This window comes from Saccharopolyspora sp. ASAGF58, from assembly GCF_012277335.1.
Classification (GTDB): Bacteria; Actinomycetota; Actinomycetes; order Mycobacteriales; family Pseudonocardiaceae; genus Saccharopolyspora; species Saccharopolyspora hattusasensis.
In genome coordinates this window covers 1775692-1795712 of sequence record NZ_CP040605.1, presented here as the reverse complement: position 1 = coordinate 1795712, position 20021 = coordinate 1775692, and the positions used below count along the sequence as shown (strand labels likewise).

15 protein-coding genes and 1 pseudogene are annotated in these 20021 nt (G+C 70.4%); 12 read left to right on the top strand and 4 right to left on the bottom strand.

Translation table 11 applies throughout. From position 1 onward, the window contains the following. Positions 1-416: 416 nt before the first annotated feature. The 7 genes from FDZ84_RS08225 (at position 417) to purH (ending at position 9881) form a co-directional block, all read left to right on the top strand. Entirely contained in the window at positions 417-2132 is a 1716-nt protein-coding gene (locus FDZ84_RS08225; protein ID WP_168585402.1) for a hypothetical protein, read from the top strand. A 374-nt stretch (positions 2133-2506) separates the two neighbouring features. Continuing rightward, positions 2507-3673: an ADP-forming succinate--CoA ligase subunit beta gene (gene sucC, locus FDZ84_RS08220; RefSeq protein WP_168585401.1), complete on the top strand. Its 1167-nt coding sequence runs from the start codon at positions 2507-2509 to the stop codon at positions 3671-3673. A gap of 4 nt (positions 3674-3677) precedes the next feature. Beyond that, positions 3678-4562, top strand: coding sequence for a succinate--CoA ligase subunit alpha (gene sucD / locus FDZ84_RS08215; protein ID WP_168585400.1), 885 nt, complete (start codon positions 3678-3680; stop codon positions 4560-4562). Between the two features lie 262 nt (positions 4563-4824). After that, positions 4825-5766, top strand: coding sequence for a DUF5336 domain-containing protein (locus FDZ84_RS37685; RefSeq protein WP_246868883.1), 942 nt, complete (start codon positions 4825-4827; stop codon positions 5764-5766). A gap of 308 nt (positions 5767-6074) precedes the next feature. Continuing rightward, complete coding sequence (locus FDZ84_RS08205) at positions 6075-7547, top strand: DUF6350 family protein (protein ID WP_168585399.1); 1473 nt, start codon at positions 6075-6077, stop codon at positions 7545-7547. A gap of 190 nt (positions 7548-7737) precedes the next feature. Next, positions 7738-8319, top strand: coding sequence for a phosphoribosylglycinamide formyltransferase (gene purN / locus FDZ84_RS08200; protein WP_371812813.1), 582 nt, complete (start codon positions 7738-7740; stop codon positions 8317-8319). Beyond that, positions 8316-9881 carry a bifunctional phosphoribosylaminoimidazolecarboxamide formyltransferase/IMP cyclohydrolase gene (purH, locus tag FDZ84_RS08195; protein ID WP_168585398.1) on the top strand — a complete coding sequence of 522 codons (1566 nt, stop codon included), beginning with the start codon at positions 8316-8318 and terminating at the stop codon, positions 9879-9881. The genes purN and purH overlap by 4 nt, the downstream gene beginning before the upstream one ends. 232 nt (positions 9882-10113) lie before the next feature. Here purH and FDZ84_RS08190 read toward each other — a convergent pair whose 3' ends face one another. Beyond that, a complete protein-coding gene (locus FDZ84_RS08190) occupies positions 10114-10374 on the bottom strand; it encodes a type II toxin-antitoxin system RelE/ParE family toxin (RefSeq protein WP_168585397.1) in 261 nt (86 codons plus the stop codon). After that, positions 10371-10694, bottom strand: a complete 324-nt coding sequence (locus tag FDZ84_RS08185; RefSeq protein ID WP_246868882.1) for a type II toxin-antitoxin system Phd/YefM family antitoxin — start codon at positions 10692-10694, stop codon at positions 10371-10373. Before FDZ84_RS08185 ends, FDZ84_RS08190 begins: the two co-directional genes overlap by 4 nt. A gap of 231 nt (positions 10695-10925) precedes the next feature. Between FDZ84_RS08185 and FDZ84_RS08180 the strand changes: the two genes are divergently transcribed. The 3 genes from FDZ84_RS08180 (at position 10926) to FDZ84_RS08170 (ending at position 16671) form a co-directional block, all read left to right on the top strand. Continuing rightward, complete coding sequence (locus FDZ84_RS08180) at positions 10926-11639, top strand: hypothetical protein (RefSeq protein ID WP_168585396.1); 714 nt, start codon at positions 10926-10928, stop codon at positions 11637-11639. A 2-nt stretch (positions 11640-11641) separates the two neighbouring features. Beyond that, positions 11642-13312 carry a DNA polymerase Y family protein gene (locus FDZ84_RS08175; protein WP_168589895.1) on the top strand — a complete coding sequence of 557 codons (1671 nt, stop codon included), beginning with the start codon at positions 11642-11644 and terminating at the stop codon, positions 13310-13312. A 74-nt stretch (positions 13313-13386) separates the two neighbouring features. Beyond that, entirely contained in the window at positions 13387-16671 is a 3285-nt protein-coding gene (locus tag FDZ84_RS08170) for an error-prone DNA polymerase (RefSeq protein WP_168585395.1), read from the top strand. A gap of 887 nt (positions 16672-17558) precedes the next feature. Here FDZ84_RS08170 and FDZ84_RS38705 read toward each other — a convergent pair. Continuing rightward, on the bottom strand, positions 17559-18155 hold the full coding sequence (locus FDZ84_RS38705; protein ID WP_246868881.1) for a peptidase dimerization domain-containing protein: 597 nt from the start codon (positions 18153-18155) through the stop codon (positions 17559-17561). Positions 18156-18240: 85 nt separating this feature from the next. Beyond that, positions 18241-18354, bottom strand: a pseudogene (locus FDZ84_RS38700) (hypothetical protein); the annotation flags it as partial. 358 nt (positions 18355-18712) lie between these two features. On the opposite strand from FDZ84_RS38700, the gene FDZ84_RS08160 reads away from it, so the two are divergent. Beyond that, a complete protein-coding gene (locus tag FDZ84_RS08160) occupies positions 18713-19174 on the top strand; it encodes a universal stress protein (protein ID WP_246868880.1) in 462 nt (153 codons plus the stop codon). 219 nt (positions 19175-19393) lie between these two features. Next, positions 19394-19762, top strand: a complete 369-nt coding sequence (locus tag FDZ84_RS40570) for a zinc ribbon domain-containing protein (RefSeq protein ID WP_371812811.1) — start codon at positions 19394-19396, stop codon at positions 19760-19762. Positions 19763-20021 lie beyond the last annotated feature (259 nt).

The following is a 20021-nucleotide window of genomic DNA, read 5'->3' as shown; positions in this document are numbered from 1 at the left end:
CGGGGAACCGGCCGAAGGTTGTCCTTCGTGATCAGACCGTGACAACGGACCGGGGGACAGTAACCAAGCTGATCCCCTAGGGGCAAATCCCCGTCCGTGGTGTCTTGGACACGGAGCGTGTTCGAAAGGCGTTCCGCGGGCCTCATTGTCAGGCGTGCGCGGATACTGGGCGTGGTCGTCGCGTAGCGAAGCTGCCTGCGGCTTCGTGATCGATACGGGGCTGTTCGATCGGGCCATGGCGGGCTCCGGGATGCTTCGATCCAGGCAGCTCGCGGTAGCGAGGCGTGATATGAGTCACACTCGAAGAGCCGCTTGATGGGCAAGCGCGAGTGCTCCGTTCGGTGGGCCCTAGGGGATGTCCCGGAGGCGGCGACCGGCGGGTGGCGTTCGCTCCCGGGGTTGCTAGCGTCTGCGCGGTGACTGCGCGGCCCGACCTCCCGTCCGGCGGTTCCTCGGCTCCCGCCACGAATCCGCAGCCCGACCCCGATCCCCCGATGCGGCTGAGAGCGGCGATCGTCGTCGCCGCCGTAAGCGCCGTGCTCGTCGGCCTGGGGCCGCTGCTCGGACTCGTCGTTCCCAGCGCTCCCGCCGCATTCCTGGCATGGCCGCTCCTGCTGGTGCTCGCACTGCTCGCCCCCGCGACGGCGTTCGTCTTCGCCCGGCGCGGGCGGCTCGGGGCGGCGGCCGCCATGCTCGTCGGCCCAGCGGCGCTCGCTCCCGGCCGATTGGTGCTGGACCTGCAGTTCGTCGTCGATGCGGGGCTGGCCACCCGCCCCGAGCTGCTCCGGGTGGAAAGCCTCGACTCCTTCGCCCCGTCGACCGGGGTCTGGCTGCTGATCGCCGGGCACGTCGCGGCGATCGTTGCCGGTTTTCTAGCGGTCTGGGGTGCCGAGCACGGCGATGAGGGCACCGGCTCGCACCGGCAGGGCCTGCTCACGCTCGTACTGTGCGCCGGCGTGATCGCTGCCGTCGGCGTCCTGATGGCACCGTTCGTCTCCGACGATCCATATCTACTGCCGAACCCGGCCCTCGACGGACCTCTGGCGGTGCTGATCGGCAGCTTCCTGCTCGCCGTCGCGGTGCCGAGCGCCGCCGGATTCGTGGCGAGCTCCACCGACCCGGAGTTCGCCCGCGGCGGGCTGCTCGGCGTGGCCGCCGCGGTGGCGTGCGTGGTCGTGCCGCCACTGGTCGCGGCGGCGATGCTCGACGACATCCAGTTCGCCTGGGGGCCCGTGTTCGGCCTGGTCGCGGCGATTGCGTTGGTGGTCCTGGCAGTGCCAGCGGGACGAGCCGACTCCGCCGAGCCGGCCGACGACCTGCGCCTGCCCGCGCTGACCCGGTTGATCACCGTCTCGGCCCTGCTCGCGCTGGTGGCCGGCGCGTTGGCGCTGCTGGCGGCGGCGGTGCCGCAGGTGGAGATGCCCTACGGTCTGCGCGACCCGTCGCCGTACCCGGCGCGGATGTTGTGGCCGGCCGGGTTCCTGCTGGTGGTGCTGGGGGTCGGGCTGCTGCTGCCGCGCGCCTCCAGGTGGCTTCGCCCGGTGCTGCCGGTGGTATGGGTGGTGATTCCGTTCGCGGCGGCCGGGGTGCTCGACGCGGTGTTCACCGCGTTGCAGGCCGCGGACGCGCAGGCCGGATTCGGTGCCTGGGTGGCCGGGATCGCGGTGCTGTTCGCCGCGCTCGCGGGGGTCGTCGCCGGTATCGCCGGTGCGGTGGAGCGCGACGAGGTGGATCTCACAGAGATCGCGATGCACCGGTTGGTGCTGTTCCCGTCGCTCGTCGCGCTGCTGCTCGCGGCCGGTGCGTTCAGCTTCCCGGTGGTCACAGCCCCGGACTACACGGCGCCGGGGGTGTTCACCGACTTCGGGACGACGTCCTGGGGCCTGGTGGTCGCGCTGGCCGCGGTGGTCGGTGCTGCGGTGTTGGCGCCGATGTGCCGGGCCGCCCGTGCTGCGGCGCTGCTCATCGGAGCTGTGCTCGTCGTAGCGGTCCGGGTGCTGGAGTTTCCGCTGACCGCCGAGCGGTTCCCCGGCGCGGCGCCGGGCCTGGGGCTGTGGTTCGGCGCGGCCTGCGCGGTCGTGTTGCTCGTCACCGCCCTCGCCGCGGCCCGCGTGCCGCGGGACCGGCACTGACGAGGGTCTCGACTGCTCAGGGCCCGTGAGTGCTTTTCGGTGCGGTCGCACCCCAAAGTGCTCACGTGTCCTGACCAGCGGAAACGTCCGTCCGGTCCGCGAGCGTGAGCCTGCGCCGAATTCCCCGAGCTGCCGTCTTGCCGACGCCGGAAGAGCGGTCGAGAATGCGTGGCACACCGTCGCGATGCGCTGTTCCGTTCGTCACCACGGACGTCGATATCGAGCCTGCGGAGCAGGCGAATCCCCGTGCTCGACGGTTCGACCAGGGCTAATGCCCAACCTCAGGTGAGGCAGTTCACCAGGTGCGCCGCCCCATGCGTCGTCGCAGGTCGATATCGTCACCGAGTCCGACACCGACGTCGCAGGAGAGTCGAGTGGACCTGTACGAGTACCAGGCGAAGGAGCTCTTCGCCTCCCACGGCGTGCCGACGCTGCCCGGCGCCGTGGTAACCGAGCCGCAAGGGGCCAAGGCAGCCGCCGCAGAACTGGGCGGGCCCGTCGTGATCAAGGCCCAGGTGAAGACCGGGGGCCGCGGTAAGGCCGGCGGTGTGAAGCTGGCCGAAAACCCGGATGAGGCCCAGACCAAGGCCGAGGCGATCCTCGGTCTGGACATCAAGGGCCACATCACCCGCAAGGTGCTGGTCACCACCGCCTCCGACATCGCCGACGAGTACTACTTCTCGTTCCTCCTCGACCGCGCCAACCGCAACTTCCTCGCGATGGCCTCCGTCGAAGGCGGCATGGAGATTGAAGAGGTCGCGGTTACCAAGCCCGAGGCGCTGGCCAAGATCGCGATCGACCCGATCGAGGGCGTCGACCAGGACAAGGCGCGGGAGATCGTCACCGCTGCCAAGTTCCCGGCCGACGTCGCCGACCAGGTCGCCGACGTGATCGTCCAGCTGTGGGAGACGTTCGTCGCCGAGGACGCCACGCTGGTCGAGGTCAACCCGCTGGTCAAGGACCCGCAGGGCAAGATCATCGCGCTGGACGGCAAGGTCACCCTCGACGAGAACGCCGCGTTCCGCCAGGCCAAGCAGGCCGAGTTGGTGGACAAGGAAGCGGAGAACCCGCTCGAGGCCAAGGCCAAGGAGAAGGGCCTCAACTACGTCAAGCTGGACGGCGAGGTCGGCATCATCGGCAACGGTGCCGGGCTGGTCATGTCCACCCTCGACGTGGTCGCCTACGCCGGCGAGAAGCACAACGGTGTGAAGCCGGCGAACTTCCTGGACATCGGCGGTGGCGCCTCTGCCGAGGTCATGGCCGCGGGTCTGGACGTCATCCTCGGCGACCCGGCCGTGAAGTCGGTGTTCGTAAACGTCTTCGGCGGCATCACCGCCTGCGACGCGGTTGCCAACGGCATCGTGCAGGCGCTGAAGATCCTGGGCGACGAGGCCACCAAGCCGCTGGTCGTCCGCCTCGACGGCAACAACGTCGAAGAGGGTCGCCGCATCCTGGCCGAGGCCAACCACCCGGTCGTGACGATGGTGGACACCATGGACGGTGCGGCCGACAAGGCCGCCGAGCTGGCTGCGGGGGCATGAGGCCATGGCTATCTTCCTCAACGAGAACAGCAAGGTCATCGTTCAGGGCATCACCGGCTCTGAAGGCACCAAGCACACCGCTCGGATGCTGCGCTCCGGCACCAACATCGTCGGCGGCGTGAACGCCCGCAAGGCCGGGCAGACCGTCGAGATCGAGGGCAAGCAGCTCACGGTCTTCGGCACTGTCAAGGAGGCCCTGAAGGAGACCGGCGCCGACGTGTCGGTCGTCTTCGTGCCGCCGAAGTTCGCCAAGGACGCCGTGATCGAGGCCATCGACGCCGAGATCGGCCTGGCCGTGGTCATCACCGAGGGCATCCCGGTGCACGACTCCGCCTACTTCTGGGCGCACGCCAACGCCACCGGCAACAAGACCCGGATCATCGGGCCGAACTGCCCGGGCATCATCTCGCCCGGCAAGTCCAACGCCGGCATCATCCCGGCCAACATCACCGGCCCGGGCAAGATCGGCCTGGTGTCCAAGTCGGGCACGCTGACCTACCAGATGATGTACGAGCTGCGGGACATCGGTTTCTCCAGCGCCGTCGGCATCGGTGGCGACCCGATCATCGGCACCACCCACATCGACGCGCTGCAGGCCTTCGAGGACGACCCGGAGACCGAGGCCATCGTCATGATCGGCGAGATCGGTGGGGACGCCGAGGAACGGGCGGCCGACTACATCAAGGCCAACATCACCAAGCCGGTGGTGGGCTACGTGGCCGGTTTCACCGCGCCGGAGGGCAAGACCATGGGCCACGCGGGCGCCATCGTCTCCGGTTCGTCCGGCACCGCCGCGGCGAAGAAGGAGGCCCTGGAGGCCGCCGGGGTCAAGGTCGGCAAGACGCCGAGCGAGACCGCCAAGCTGATGCGCGAGATCGTCAAGGGCTGAGCGCCCGATCTCGGCACATCGTTTTCGGGGCCGGACGCCTTCGGGAGTCCGGCCCCGATGGCTTTCTGAAAGCTTTTGGGCGGCCGGCGGAACTTCGAGTGCCGCCCCGACGTCCGAGACCTTGCGGCGGTGCCGGAACGCATGCCCGGCCGATACCGCTGGCAAGTCCCGGTTTTGCGGTCTTCCGGCACACCGAGCCCGGTTGATTGGATACCGTCAGCAAGCTCCGCCCCGAGTGTTCAAGCGAGGAGTCCGTCCAGCCATGTCCGCGCCCTTCCCCCGACAGTCGACGCCGGCAGCCCAGGGAAGCTCCGGCGTTTCGCTCGGTCTCAACGAGATCCTGGTCCTGGTGGCGGCAGGCGCCGGTCTGATCGGATACCTGATCGGCTTCTTCGACGGGGTCGCCGGGGTGGCGATCGGCAGCCTCGTCGGTTTTTCCCTGATCGTCTCCGCGTCGCTGGCGGGCCTGCGGTTCCTGCCGAAGACGCCGGACGCGCTGTTCGCGGCCGCGCCGCTGTCCGCCTACGCGACGCTCGCGCTGCTGCAGGACCTCGTCGGTGGTGCCTCGGGCGGGATCGTCGTGGTGCTACTGCTGCTGTCGATCGCGCAGTTGGGTGCTGTGGTCGGCATCCTGCTTATCGAGGCTGGCATCGTCGACGCGCCGTCGAAGCCCGCGCAGCCGAAACCGCCCTTCGGGCAGTCCGGCCCGTTCCAGCCGGGCAAGCGCGGTGGCCCGTCCGGTCCAGGTGGTCCCGGTAGTCCCAGTGGACCCGGTGGACCGAGCGGCCCGGGAGGACCCAGTGGCCCGGGAGGACCCAGTGGTCCGGGCGGACCCAGTGGCCCGGGCGGACCTGGTGCGCCTGCTTGGAACCAGCCCGGTCAGTTCGGTCAGCCGGGCGGCGGTTGGAGCCCGGCGTCCGGTTCCCAGCCCCAGCAGCCCGGTGGTTGGGAGCCTGCCTCCGGTGGTTTCCAGCCCTCGAACCAGCCGGGGCAGCCGGGCCCGTCGAGCCAGTCCGCGCCGCCGTCGAGCCCGTCCGGTCAGCCGAGCCAGCCTGGTCAGCCAGGACCGTCGAGCCAGTCCGGTCAGCCGAGCCAGTCCGGCCAATCGGGTCAATCGGGTCAATCGGGCCAATCTAGCCAGGGCGCTGGTCCGCAGGGCACCCAGCAGATGCCGCACCCGGGCGCCAACCCACCCAGCTTCTGATCGGTTCGGCTTGGACGAGTGCGGGCGGCGCTGCCGCTCGCGCTCGTTCTTTGCCGGCTCGCGGTTCGCGATCGAGCTAAGCGGCCTCGTTGCGGGATCCGTTCGGTTGCGGGATCCGTTCGAAGGAGGTCGGACGACTAGGACCGACTAGGACGTGATCCGCCCGGCATGCCCCCAAGCGTCAGTCCCGTTCGGTACGAGACGACTCGGTACCGATGTCCAATGTGGACCAAGAGTGTCGCTCGATGGGCGGAGGTTGCGGCGTGTTGTGACCCGTTCGGCGGAATGTCAGTGCGACATTCAGCCGCGTGTCCGTGCTCGACTCGATTCCCCACGCCATCGCCGACGGCCCCCGCGAACGCCGGACCGGGATGCGCTGGTGGTTGCTCGCGGTGGCCGTCGTCGTGGTCCTGCTCGCCGGCTACCTGATCGCCGCGGGGCTGATCGCGCTGGTGATGGCGACCGCCGACGGCGCGCAGTTCAACCCGGTCGTGGTGCTGGTGGGAGCCCTGCCAGGGTGGCTCGCGCTGCACCAGACGGCGCTGAAGATCACGGACGCTCCGCTGAGCGTCCTGCCGTTGCTGCCGACCGCGCTGGTGATGCTGCTGATCGCCATCGCATCGGCCTGGGTCGCGCGGCGCTCCCGCCTGCGACGCCCGGACCAGGCGTGGCCGTTGATCACGGCGATGGGTCTGGTGCACGCCTTCGTAGGTGCCGGCATCGCAGTGGTGCTGGGCGGGCCAGTGCACGCGATCCCGGTGGATGCGTTCGTGAGCTGCGGGCTGACCGCGACGATCGCCTCGGCGGCCGGCGTGGCGAACCGGTGCGGGCTGATCTACCTGGTCTGGGAGCGGGTCGAAGCCGAGGTCTGGTCGGGCATGCGCCTCGGCCTGCTGGCGTTGGCCGCGCTCGTCGGGGCCGGTGGCGTGGTGCTGCTGGCCGGGATCTGCTTGTCGGGCTCGGCGATGGTCGCCGCGATGACCAGCCTCGGGAACACCGCAGGTGACGCGGTCGGCACCACGCTGGCGTCGATCCTGTACCTCCCGAACGCGGTGCTGGCGGGCTGGTCCTTCGCCGCCGGGACGGGCCTGTCGATCGGTCGGCTCGATGTCCAGCCGCTGCACGTCGTGCCCGGCCCGGTGCCGGACTTGCCGCTGCTCGCAGTCCTGCCGACGCACGATTCGGCGGCCTGGTGGGCGATCGTGCTGGCGCTGCCGCTCGTCGTCGGGCTCCTCGTCGGAGCCGCCTGCCGCCGGGTGCCCGGCAGCCTGGCGCGCAGGCTGCTCGCGGTCGGTGTGGCGGCCGTGGTCGCGGCGCTCGGGACGTTGCTGCTCGCGCACGTCGCGGGAGGCGATCTGGGCAATGGTCCGTTCGGGCAGGTGACGCTGCGGCCCGTCGCACTGGCCGCGGCGACACTGTGCTGGGTCGCGATTCCGGGCGCCGCCGTCACCTGGCTTGCCGGGCCGGACATCTACGAGCTCGCCACCGAGGAAACCGCTGGTCCGGAGGCCGATGGCGAGGCGCCCGAAGAGGCGAACGCAGATGCAGCCGACACCGCCGGTGACGCCGCGGACACCGATGCGGACAGCACCGCCGATGCCGACGGCGATCACGCCGACCCGACGCCCGACGCCGCATCCGTGGAGGACGAACCGGACGACTTGGAACCGGCGATTCCGCAAGCCCGCACGGCCGCGGATGCGGAGCCGCCCGTGCGCAAGGTCAGCGAGATCGACCCCACCGAGTTCGACGGCGACCTCTCTGGGGAAGACCGGAGGTGAGGGCTGCGCCACTCGCCAGGGCCCTGGTGGCGTCGGCACCGCAATCGGCGCTTACGCTGCTGCGAGAGATCGTGCCGAGGCATGTCAGGAGCGAACGCTGAACCCGAGTACGCCCGACCAGCCGAGCGCCGCCGCGCACTCGCAACACACCCGGTTCGCCACCGCTGGCCCAGCGCGGGTCGTCGTACTGGTGTCCGGCTCCGGCACCCTGCTGCAGGCCCTGCTCGATGCGACGAGCTCACCCGGCTTCCCGGTGCAGGTGGTCGCGGTGGGCGCCGATCGCGACGGCATCGAGGGACTGGCCCGCGCCAAGCGCGCCGGGGTGCCGACCTTCGTGCACCGGGTCAAGGACCACGCCAGTCGTGCGGACTGGGACCGGGCGCTGACCGAGGCCTGCGCCGAGCACGAGCCGGACCTGGTGGTCTCCGCCGGGTTCATGAAGCTCGTCGGCGACGACTTCCTGGCCCGCTTCGCCGGCCGGTACCTCAACAGCCACCCGGCGCTGCTGCCGTCGTTCCCCGGAATGCACGGGGTGCGGGATGCGCTGGAGTATGGGGTTCGGGTCACCGGCTGCACGTTGTTCGTGGTGGACGCCGGCGTGGACACCGGGCCGATCCTGGCGCAGGAAGCGGTCGAGGTGCGGCCCGACGACGACGAGGCGAGCCTCCACGAGCGGATCAAGGCCGTCGAACGGCGGCTGCTGGTCGACACCCTGGAAGAGCTGGCGTTGCACGGTTGGACCGTGCAGGGACGGAAGGTGAGTATCCCGTGACCGCGAACTCGCAGGAGCGGCGAGCCGTTCGCCGCGCGCTGATCGGCGTGTCGGACAAGTCTGGCCTGCTGGAGCTGGCCACCGGGCTGCACGCCGCAGGCGTGGAGATCGTGTCCACCGGCGGCACGGCCCGCACGATCGCAGCTGCGGGCGTGCCGGTCACCCCGGTCGAGGAGCTCACCGGGTTCCCGGAGGCGCTCGACGGCCGGGTCAAGACCCTGCACCCGCGGGTGCACGCCGGGCTGCTCGCCGACCTGCGCCGCCCGGAGCACGCCGACCAGCTGCGCGACCTGAACATCGCGCCGTTCGATCTGCTGATCGTGAACCTGTACCCCTTCGTGCAGACGGTGGCCTCGGGCGCCGCGCCGGATGAGGTGATCGAGCAGATCGACATCGGCGGGCCGGCGATGGTCCGAGCCTCGGCCAAGAACCACGCGAACGTCGCCGTCGTGGTCGACCCGAGCCGCTACGAGTGGGTGCTGGAGCAGGTCCGCGAGGGCGGCTTCACGCTGGCCGACCGGGTCGAGCTGGCCGCGGCCGCGTTCCGGCACACCGCGTCCTACGACGTTGCGGTCGCGTCCTGGATGAGCAAGGTGCCGACCGGGGACGACTCGGTGTTTCCCGGCTGGATCGGGGAGACCTGGGAGCGCCGCTCCGCGCTGCGCTACGGCGAGAACCCGCACCAGCCCGCCGCGCTGTACGTCTCCGGCGGTGAAGCGACCGGGCTGGCGGCCGCGGCACAGCTGCACGGCAAGGAGATGTCGTACAACAACTACGTCGACGCCGACGCCGCGTGGCGCGCTGCGCACGACCACAGCGAGCCGTGCGCGGCGATCATCAAGCACGCCAACCCGTGCGGGATCGCGGTGGCCGACGACATCGCCGCAGCGCACCGCAAGGCGCACGAGTGCGACTCGGTGAGCGCGTACGGCGGCGTGATCGCGACGAACCGCGAGGTGTCGCTGGAGATGGCCCAGCAGGTCGCCGAGATCTTCACCGAGGTGATCGTGGCGCCGGGCTACGCCGACGGCGCGGTGGACGTGCTGAGCAAGAAGAAGAACATCCGGATCCTGACCGCGCAGCCGCCCAAGAGCGGCCGGATCGAGATGCGGGCGATCTCCGGCGGCATGCTGGTGCAGGGCTCCGACGCCATCGACGCCGAGGGCGACGACCCGGCGAACTGGACGCTGGCGACCGGCTCGCCGGTGGACGAGGCCACGCTGGCGGACCTGAAGTTCGCCTGGCGCGCCTGCCGCGCGGTGAAGTCCAACGCGATCCTGCTGGCCAACGACGGGGCGACCGTCGGCGTGGGCATGGGCCAGGTGAACCGGGTCGACTCGGCGCGCCTCGCGGTGTCGCGGGCGGGTGACCGGGCGAAGGGCTCGGTGGCCGCGTCCGACGCGTTCTTCCCGTTCGCGGATGGCCCGCAGGTGCTCCTGGACGCCGGGGTTCGCGCGATCGTGCAGCCCGGCGGCTCGGTCCGCGACGACGAAACCATCGCGGCGGCGGAGGCGGCCGGAGTGCCCCTCTACTTCACGGGGACGCGCCACTTCGCGCACTGATCATCGCGAGTGGGGCGCCGGGCCGTTACTGCTGGTCCGGCGCCCCGCTTTTTGGTGCTCGGGGTACTCGGTGAACGCGTTCTCGAGTCCGTCGCGGCAGGACTTCTCGGTCAGTCGAAGCTCGTCGAGGTATGCGGCACACTCAGCAGCGTTCCGCTGCAATCGTGCGTAGGCGGCCAGGGCGGCTGCCTGCTCTGCAGGGCTGGCTGTGCGCGTTCCCGACATTTGCTTCCTATCGGTAGACGTCGGCTCGATGGGCGATCCGGACGACTTCGACCACCACGGTGTCGTCTTGAATCGCGTACACCACGCGGTACGCGCTCCGTCGAGCCGAGTGCAGGCCCTTGAACTCTCCGAACAGTGGTTTGCCGAGCCGGTGCGGGTTCTCGGCCAGCGGCCCGAAGATGAACTCGGCGCAAGCCGATGCGACCTTCTCCGGGAAGCATGCGAGGTCGCGCCCTGCACGTGCGGTGATCTTGATCGTGTAGGTCACTGCAGGTAGCGACTCTTGATTTCTTCGGTGTCAACGAAGCGCTCCGCTGCCGCGTCTGCCACGCCCTCCCGAATGGCCTCCGCCTCGCCGGGAGTGGTCAGTAGGTCCAGGGTCTCTTCTAGGGACGACAGGTCGTCGGGGGAGATGAGGACCGCGGCGGGTCGACCATGCCGGGTGATTTCAACTCGATCATGGGTGCTCTCGACCTGCGCGACCACCTCTGACAGCCGGTCGCGAGCTTCTCCTAATGGGATCGTCGTCATAAGTCGAGTGTAGCCAAAAGTTTGGCGTAAACCTTTCTCGAACAGTTGTTCACTCAATCTGGCGATGGGTCTTGACGCGGGCCGCTGCGCAGGGTTTACTTAACCTTGTTCGAACTGAGGTTCGAGATAACGGAAGTGGCCGGTGTCGGGGTCGGCTACTCCGATGGAGTCGGCGCTGTGTTCCAGGTGCAGGCGCAGCGCAGACTCCACCGCTGTCTTCCCCACAGCGGCTGATGGGTGCCCGCGCCGGGGTCGGGCACCCATACGGTCACATGTGGGGAGGCAGCGATGTCCGCGATGGCGTCCTTGACGACGCTGGGCGCGTCCACGGCTGACGGGGTGTCCGTGGGTGTGCCGGCCGTCGAGGCGGGTGGTGTCCCGGGAGCGGGCCGGGTGCTGCCCACGCGGACGGAGCTCGCCGCCGTGCTGCCATGGCCAGGTTTGCGCCGTGGCAGCACGGTGGCGGTGCACGGATCGGTTTCACTGCTGTTCGCGCTGCTGTCGGAGGCGACGGCGAACGGGTCGTGGGCAGCGGTGGTGGGGTTGTCCGGCATAAGTCTTGTCGCGGCGGCCGAAGCCGGGGTGGAGCTCGCCAGGCTCGCGGTGGTGCCGCGGCCGGGCGGCGATCCGGTGGGTGTGATCGCCGCGCTGCTCGACGGGGTCGACCTGGTGGCGGTGGGCGGCACCAGGCAGGTGGCCGATCCGGATGCCCGCCGGTTGTCGGCGCGGGCGCGCAATCGAGGTTCGGTGCTGCTGCCGTTCGGTCCGTGGTCCGGGGCCGAGGTGCAGCTGCGGTGCACCGATGCCAGTTGGCAAGGACTTGGGCAGGGCCATGGCTACCTGCGGGAACGTGCCGTCACGGTGCGCGCGGGCGGGCGCGGTGCGGCGTCCCGGCCGCGTTCGTGTCGACTGCTGCTCCCGGCGCGGGACGGGACGATCGGGGTGCCCGCGGACGAGCCGGGCGAGATCGTCCGGCCGCAGCTGAGGCCGGTGGCCGGGTGATGATGATGCCGCCTCGTCGCCTCGTCATCTGGTGTCCGGACTGGCCGGTGGTCGCCGCCGCTCGCGCCGCCGGGCTCGGACCGCTGGTGCCTGCTGCGGTGTTCGCGGCAAATCGGGTGGTGGCCTGCTCGGAAACGGCTCGCGGCAGCGGGGTGCGTCGCGGGATGCGCCGCCGCGAGGCGCAGGGCCGGTGTCCGGAACTGGTGGTGTGCGAACACGACCCGGCCCGGGATGTGCGGTTGTTCGAGCCGGTCGTGGCGGCGGTCGAAGAGCTGATGCCGGGCGTGGAGGTCGTGCGGCCGGGACTGGTGGCGGTCCCGGCGCGGGGGCCTGCCCGTTACTTCGGATCCGAGGGGGCCGTCGCCGAGCGAGTGGTGGACCAGTTGGACGCGCAGGTCGGTGTCGAGTGCCGGATCGGCGTCGCAGACGGGCTGTTCGCGGCCGTCCTGGCGGCTCGGCGCAGCGAGCACGTGGCGCCCGGGCGCAGCCGGGAATTCCTCGCCCCGCTGCCGATCGAGGAGATCGACCAGCTGACCGATCAGCTCAACGGACAGCGTGCCGCCGATCAGTCGGAACTGGTGGATCTGTTGCGGCGGTTGGGGATTCGCACGGTGGGCGAGTTCGCGGCACTGTCCTCGTCGGACGTGTCCACCCGGTTCGGGCGGGCCGCGCTGCTGGTGCACCGCGCGGCCGGGGGCGGGGAAGAGCGGCCGGTCGAGCGGCGCCGCCCGCCGTCGGACCTGGTGGTGGAAGAGGAACTCGATCCGCCGCTGGACCGGGTGGACCAAGCCGCGTTCGCGGCGAAGATCCTGGCGGACCAGTTGCACGCCAGGCTGGGCGAACTCGGGCTGGCCTGCACCAGGCTGGGGATTTCGGCCCGCACCGAGCACGGCGAGGAACTGCACCGGGTGTGGCGGTGCGCGGAGCCGTTGACGCCGGCGGCCACCGCGGACCGGGTGCGCTGGCAACTCGACGGCTGGTTGAACGGCCGCAGTGGTCGGCAGCGTCCGACGGCCGGGGTGAGCGTGCTGAGCCTGCGGCCGGAGGAGGTCGTCGGGGCAGGTGGGCTGCAGCTCGACCTGCTCAACGCCGCGACCGGGGAAGCGGACGCCCGCGCCGGGCGTGCGCTCGCGCGGGTGCAGGGCATGCTGGGGCCGGAGGCGGTCCTGACCGGGGTGCTCGGCGGCGGCCGGGACCTGCGCGACCAGGTTCGGTTCGTGCCGTGGGGCGATGAACGCCGCCCCGCGCTGCCTGCCGCCCGGCCATGGCCGGGGCGCATTCCGTCGCCGTCGCCATCTGTGGTGCCGGATTCGCCCTGGCCTGCGGAGGTTTTCGACGGCGACGGTTATCCGGTGGGCGTCACCGACCGGCATCGGCTCACCGCCGCGCCGTGTCGCGTGGGGGTGTCGGGCGGGCGGTCGCGAGCGGTGTCCAACTGGGCCGGGCCGTGGCCGGTGGCGGAGCGCTGGTGGGCGGAGCTGCTGGCGGACGGAGCGGGCCAGACGACGCCGGCGGTGCAGGTGCCGCCGCGGTCGTCGGTGCGGGTTCAGGTCGTGCTCGAGCCGGAGGCGGACCCGGCTGCGGCCGCCGGTGCCGACGATGCGGCGGGCGAAGTGGCGCTGCTGCTGGTGCACGAAGGGGGCCGGTGGTGGGTGCAGGGCGCCTATCGATAGTGGCGAACACTCGTTCGAGTGGAGTGCGGCTTATTTGGTAGCGTCGATGATTCGAACAGGAGTTCACTGGCTTCATGAGTTGGTTCAACCCGCCCCAGACGTGGTCTGACCTGGAGAAGGCGCTCTCCGGGCGACCGCCCTTACCCGCCGGGCGCCGCCTGCGCGACGAGAGGCGGCCCGGCGGCGAGAACGAAGGTCCAGCGTGGACTCCGCAGCGCGTGGACGCCGCACCAGTGGTGCCCTATGCGGAGCTGCACGCGCACTCCAACTTCAGCTTCCTCGACGGCGCGAGCCACCCCGAGGAACTGGCGGCGGAGGCGGCGCGGCTCGGGCTGGAGGCGATCGCGCTGACCGACCACGACGGGCTGTACGGGGTGGTCCGCTTCGCCGAGTCCGCGGCAGAGCACGGGGTGCGCACCGTGTTCGGCGCGGAGCTGAGCCTAGGACTTCCGGCGCCGCAGAACGGGGTCGCGGATCCGGAAGGCCGGCATCTGCTGGTGCTGGCTCACGATCCGGCCGGTTACGCGAGCCTGTGCCGGGCGATCAGCGAAGCCCAGTTGGCAGGCGAGGTGAAGGGACGTCCGGTGTACGAGCTGGAGCGGCTCGCGGAGGCGGCAGCGGGGCACTGGCAGGTGCTCACCGGGTGCCGAAAGGGCGCCGTCCCGGCGGCGCTCGTCGAAAGCGGTCCGGCGGCGGCCACCGCGGAGTTGGAGCGGCTGATCGAGCTGTTCGGCCGGGACCACGTCACGGTGGAGCTGACCGACCACGGGCTGCCCGCCGATTCGGAGCGCAACGACGCCCTGGTCGAGCTCGCCGACCGCGCAGGGGTGTCCACAGTGGCCACCACCGGTGCGCACCTCGCCCGGCCGGAACGCGCTCGGCTGGCCTCCGCGGTGGCGGCGATCCGGGCCCGCCGCAGCCTGGACGACATGGACGGCTGGCTGCCCGCCTGGGCGGGCAACTACCTGCGTTCCGGCGCGGAGCTGGCCGGGATGTTCGCCCGCTATCCGGGGGCCGTGCAGCGGGCCGCCGAACTAGGCCGGGAGTTCGCCTTCGACCTGAAGCTGGTCGCCCCGAAGCTGCCCCCGTTCGACGTGCCGACGGGCCGCACCGAGGCGAGCTGGCTGCGCGAACTCACCTACCAGGGCGCGCTCGACCGGTACGGCCTGCCGCAGGACAACCCTGCGGCCTACCGGCAGATCGAGCACGAGCTGGCGATGATCGAGCAGCTGGAGTTCCCCGGCTACTTCCTAGTGGTGTCCGACATCGTGGAGTTCTGCCGGAACCAGCGGATCCTGTGCCAGGGGCGGGGTTCGGCGGCGAATTCGGCGGTGTGCTTCGCGCTGCGGATCACCAACGCCGACCCGGTCCGCTACCGACTGCTCTTCGAGCGGTTCCTCACCCCGGAGCGGGACGGGCCGCCCGACATCGACCTGGACATCGAGTCGGACCGCCGCGAGGAGGTGATCCAGTACGTCTACCGCAAGCACGGCCGGATGCACGCCGCGCAGGTCGCGAACGTGATCAGCTACCGGCCGCGGTCCGCGGTGCGGGACGTCGCGCGGGCCCTCGGCTATTCGCCCGGTCAGCAGGACGCCTGGAGCAAGGAGATCGAACACTGGGGACCGCTGCCCGAGGACTCCGAGATCCCCGATCCGGTGCGCGGGCTGGCTGGCGAGTTGATGGGCTTCCCCCGGCACCTGGGCATCCACTCCGGCGGGATGGTGATCTGCCACCAGCCGGTCAGCGAGGTCTGCCCGGTGGAGTGGGCGAGGATGCCCGGCCGCACGGTCCTGCAGTGGGACAAGGACGACTGCGCGGAAGTCGGTTTGGTCAAGTTCGACCTGCTGGGCCTCGGCATGCTCTCGGCGCTGCACTACGCGATCGACATGGCCCTCGAACACCACGGGATCGAGGTCGACCTCGGCGAGTTGGACCTGAACGACGACGCGGTGTACGAGATGTTGCGGCGGGCCGACGCGGTCGGGGTGTTCCAGGTGGAGAGCCGCGCGCAGCTGGCCACGCTGCCGAGGTTGAAGCCGCGGGAGTTCTACGACCTCGTGGTGGAGGTGGCGCTGATCCGGCCGGGCCCGATCCAGGGCGGTTCGGTGCACCCGTACATCCGGCGCCGCAACGGGCTGGAAGAGTGGGATTTCGAGCACCCGTCGATGGCCGGTGCGCTGCAGAAGACCCTTGGCGTTCCGCTGTTCCAGGAACAGCTGATGCAGCTCGCGGTCGACGTCGCGGGCTTCTCCCCAGCCGAGGCAGACCAGCTGCGGCGGGCGATGGGGGCCAAGCGTTCCGCGGAGCGGATGGAGCGACTCCGGGGGCGGCTGTTCGAGGGGATGGCGGCCAAGGGCATTTCGGGGGAGCTGGCGGAGCGGATCTACCAGCGGATGCTGGCCTTCGCGAACTACGGCTTCCCGGAGAGCCATGCCCTGAGCTTCGCGCTGCTGGTCTTCGCCAGCGCGTGGTTCAAGCACTACTACCCGGCGGTGTTCTGCGCGGCGCTGCTCAAGGCCCAGCCGATGGGTTTCTACTCGCCGCAGTCGTTGGTCGCGGACGCCCGCCGGCACGGGGTGCGGGTGCGCGGACCGGACGTCAATGCGAGTCGGGCCCAGGCAGACCTGGAGCCGGATGAAGCCAGCGAAGGCGAGCGGGCGGTGCGCCTGGGGCTGGCTTCCGTGCGCAAGCTCGGGGAAGGCGCCGCCGAGCGGTTGGTCACCGAACGTGCGGAAAACGGCCCGTACAGCGACATGGCCGATGTGGCGCGCCGAACGCATCTGACTGCCGCGCAGATGGAGGCGTTGGCGACCGCCGGCGCCTTCGACTGCTTCGGCCTGTCCCGGCGGGAGGCGCTGTGGAACGCCGCCGCCGCTGCCGGCGACCGGCCGGATCGGTTGCCGGGCACCACCGCGTCGGCCGCCGCCCCTGCGTTGCCGGGGATGGACGGCGTGGAGATGGCTGCCGCGGATGTGTGGGCCACCGGGGTGTCGCCGGACAGCTTCCCCTTGCAGTTCGTCCGCTCCAGGTTGGACGAGCTGGGGGCGCTCTCGGCGTCGCAACTGTCCGAAGTGGAGCACGGAACCCGGGTGCTGGTGGGCGGTGCGGTGACCCACCGGCAGCGGCCGGCGACGGCGGGCGGCATCACGTTCCTGAACCTGGAGGACGAGACCGGAATGGTCAACGTCATGTGCTCGCAGGGTTTGTGGGCGCGCTACCGAAAGGTCGGGCGCACCAGCGCGGCGTTGCTGGTGCGCGGAATCGTCGAACGAGCGGAAGGAGTGATCAATCTGAGAGCTGACCGGCTGCAGAAACTGGAAGTGCGCATCCCCTCGACCTCGCGCGACTTCCACTAGCCACGGCGAGCCTCGCATCTCGCCGGCCACTGCGGCCACCGAACCCGGCGTCGACCATGCCCGACCGGCAGCGGAAGAACACTTCTCCCTCCCAGAGTGTGGTTCCGAAACCTGACCGGAGGCAACGGAAACGCCAGAGCTCGGGCACGACGTGCGTGCCGGCACGCGTGCCCGGGCCATTCGAAATCCCTGTCCACCGTTCACGAAACGTGTCAAAACGTTCCGTTTGCAGATGACTCGCGCCACCTGCGTTGACCACCAGGAAGACTGGTGGCCTTCACGCTTCCTCGACCACTGCCAGCACGAACGCTGGTCTGACACGGTCTCCACGTGCGTTTGGCCTTGCGGCGGTTCCCACGCAACTCGCGGTACCTGACGTGTTTCACCTGCCGCCGCAGGAAAAACTGCTGACCGGGCTTGGCTTTCGCTCGGTCAGCAAGCAATACGCCACACCACGCTCTGTCACACATTGACACAGGATCCGGAACTGTCAGTAACCCCTCGCCCAGCCGGATGCGCAGGAGGCGCCCTTGGTAGCTCAACATGCCGGTGCAGCACGTCGTTCGCCTTGGCTGCCCGTCTTTCGTGGCCCGGGCATTCGATGCTGCGGTGTCCCCGACATGGCGATGCCGGGCGATGTTGCTCCTGACCGCTGACGTCGCGGGAAATTTCGGTGAGTCCGCCCGAGCAGAGGACTCAGGACATCGCAGGAGGTCAGGCGATGCCGCAGCGGCGGATTGCCAGCAGGGCGTAAGCGCGCGCGGCCCTCTCCAGCTCCATGATCGCGACGTGTTCGTCGTGCGCGTAGCGGATGTCGCCGGGCCCGTACTGGAGCGTCGGGATTCCGGCGGCAGCGTACAGCCGCAGGTCCGTGCCGTACGGGGCATCTACCGCCGACGGGTGGGGAGCCCCGGCCGCGGCGACGGCGTCCTGGGTTTCGGCGAGCAGTTGATGTCCTTCGGGCAGCGTCCGCTGGCGAAGACTCCGCCCGGCCAGGCGACCCAGACCGGGTGCTCCGCCAACCACGGGTCCGCGGCGCACGCCTGCGCAATGGTTTCGGCGAAGTCGGCTTTCGCGGCGTCGATCGACTCGTCGATGCGGACGCCGTAGCGACCTTCGGCGATCGCGAGGTCCGGCACCGTGCTGGCCCAGTCGCCGACTCGCGCCATGCCGATGGACAGCGGATACGGCACGTCGAGGTGCGCGACCAGCGGGTCGGGGTCCGCGTTGCGGCGGGCCTCCAGCTCGCGCAGCACCGGCAGCAGTTCGGCGAGCTTGTCCAACGCGTTCACGCCGCGGTAGCGGGTGGATCCGTGCGTGCTCTGACCGGTGATTTCGGGCCGGAACGTGAGTGACCCGCCGGTCGCCGCCACGATCGTGCCCAAGCTCGGCTCGGCCAGGACGCAAGCGGCACCGCGATGTCCGCGCTGGAGCGTCGCGAAGGCGCCCAGCCCGCCGTCCTCCTCGCCGACGACGGTGTGCACGGCCACCGACCGGGCGAGCCCGATCGGTGGCCGTGCACAGGGCCTGCAGCGCACCGAAGATCGCGGCCAGCCCGCACTTCATGTCGCAGGTGCCTTGACCAGCGGCGATGCCGTTCTCGACCCGCAACGCGTACGGGTCGCGGTTCGGCCGCCGGTCGAGGTCGTCGGCCGGGACGACGTCGGTGTGCCCGCAGAACACCAACGCGGGCTCCGGGCCGTCGTCGTGCACGCCGACGCAGCCGTAGGCGACGTCGCGGTCGGCTTCCTGCCCTGGGAAGTCGGGCTGCTCGGCGAGCGCCCGGGCGTCGATGCGCCAGTGGTCCACCCGGTGCCTCAGCGCGCCGAGCTTGTCGGCGCACACTGCTGGGCGTCGTGCTCGCCGCTGGTGCCGCCGACGCTGGGGATCGCGACGAGTTCTCACAGGTCGTTCAGAATCCGTTCGCGTCCACCGCGTCCAATGCGCGACGTTCGAGGTCGGAGGGGGTTTGTGCGCCGTTCGCGTTTCGAGTGTGTCGCATGCGTCCAACTGCTCGGCGCGCGCCCACTACCATCTCCGCGTGGCCGAAGGCGACAAAACCAAGCGTGATTTCGAGATCGGCAAGGACGGACTGGGCGGCATCGTCGTGGGCATGGACGGCTCCCCGGCGAGCTTCCACGCCGCGGCGTGGGCGGCCGGCCTTGCCAGGCGGGAGCGCGCCCGCCTGGTGCTGGTCTACGTCGAGGCGGTGGGCGGCGTGGCCTACTGGTCGCCGATGGGCGTCGCGGTGGCCAGCGAGGCAGCCGAGAGCCTGGTCGAGGAGCTGAAGAAGGAGGTCGTGTCGCACCTGAAGTGGGTGGACATCGACTGGGACTTCGTGCACCACCGCGGCGACCCGGCGGTCGGCCTGGAGCAGGTCGCGGAGCAGTACCGGGCGGATCTGATCGTGGTCGGCAGGTCCCGCCGCCGCGGTGGCCTGCTTGGCACCGTGCCGGCGACCCTGGTGGTGGAGGCGGTCCGCCCGGTGGTCGTCGTGCCGTGATCGTTCACGAGTCCGGGGTCAGCACGAGGTAGGCGAAGCCGAGGGCACCGCGGTATCGCGCAGCCACGTGGCGCGGTGCCTCGTCGGCGAGGGCGCGGACTCCGTCGCGCGGCTGCGTCGGGATTGTCCAACAGCCACTTCTCCAGGGCGCCGCACCAGCGGGATTCGAAGCTGTCCCCACTGTCCCACTCGTCGGTGCTGGCAGTCGCGAGCCGCAGCATGCGGAATCCGCATTTCTCGGTGAGCTCGACCAGATCGGCGAGCGACAGGTCTACGCCGAGGTCGCTACGCATCGGCGTCTCGTCCCGGAAGGCCTCGCCGAAGAGCAACCGTCCACCGCCTCGCGGCCGGGGCCGGATCGCTTCGAACGCCTGCTGGGTACCGCCCCACGCATGGCTGCTGCACTACACCTCGCAGCACTGCCCGCTGTGTGGTCACACCGAGCGGGCCAACAGGCCCAATCGGGACTTTTTCTCGTGTCGTCGGTGTGGTCTCGCTGGACCCGCTGACGTCGTCGCCGGGGTCAACATGCGCGACCGCGCACGCTCGGCGTGGGTATTTGTAAACATGCCCGATCCCACCGGCTAGGTGTGTATGCGACCCGTCTCAGCACAGCCAGCGGTGAGACGGGAGCGCAAGCAAAGCCCCCACGGGCCGAGCCGCTTAAAAGCCCGGTCCTTAAGGGCCGAGTTGTTTACGGACTACCTGCGAGCCGACGAACCTGCTCGTCGAGCGTGGGGGGCGTTCAAGCAGCGGCTGGCGGTGAGCGCGCCGGACCTGTCGGGCTACGCGCAGATCAAGGCTCCCGCGACCGACGTCCTGATGGCGGCGGCCGAGCGGTGGGCCG

Excerpts from the sequence above, each read along its gene's own strand:
- FDZ84_RS08170 (WP_168585395.1), top strand. The coding sequence starts at position 13,387 with ATGAGTTGGTTCAACCCGCCCCAGACGTGGTCTGACCTGGAGAAGGCG.
- FDZ84_RS08175 (WP_168589895.1), top strand. The coding sequence starts at position 11,642 with ATGATGCCGCCTCGTCGCCTCGTCATCTGGTGTCCGGACTGGCCGGTG.
- FDZ84_RS37685 (WP_246868883.1), top strand. The coding sequence starts at position 4,825 with ATGTCCGCGCCCTTCCCCCGACAGTCGACGCCGGCAGCCCAGGGAAGC.
- FDZ84_RS40570 (WP_371812811.1), top strand. The coding sequence starts at position 19,394 with ATGCGGAATCCGCATTTCTCGGTGAGCTCGACCAGATCGGCGAGCGAC.
- FDZ84_RS08180 (WP_168585396.1), top strand. The coding sequence starts at position 10,926 with ATGTCCGCGATGGCGTCCTTGACGACGCTGGGCGCGTCCACGGCTGAC.
- sucD (WP_168585400.1), top strand. The coding sequence starts at position 3,678 with ATGGCTATCTTCCTCAACGAGAACAGCAAGGTCATCGTTCAGGGCATC.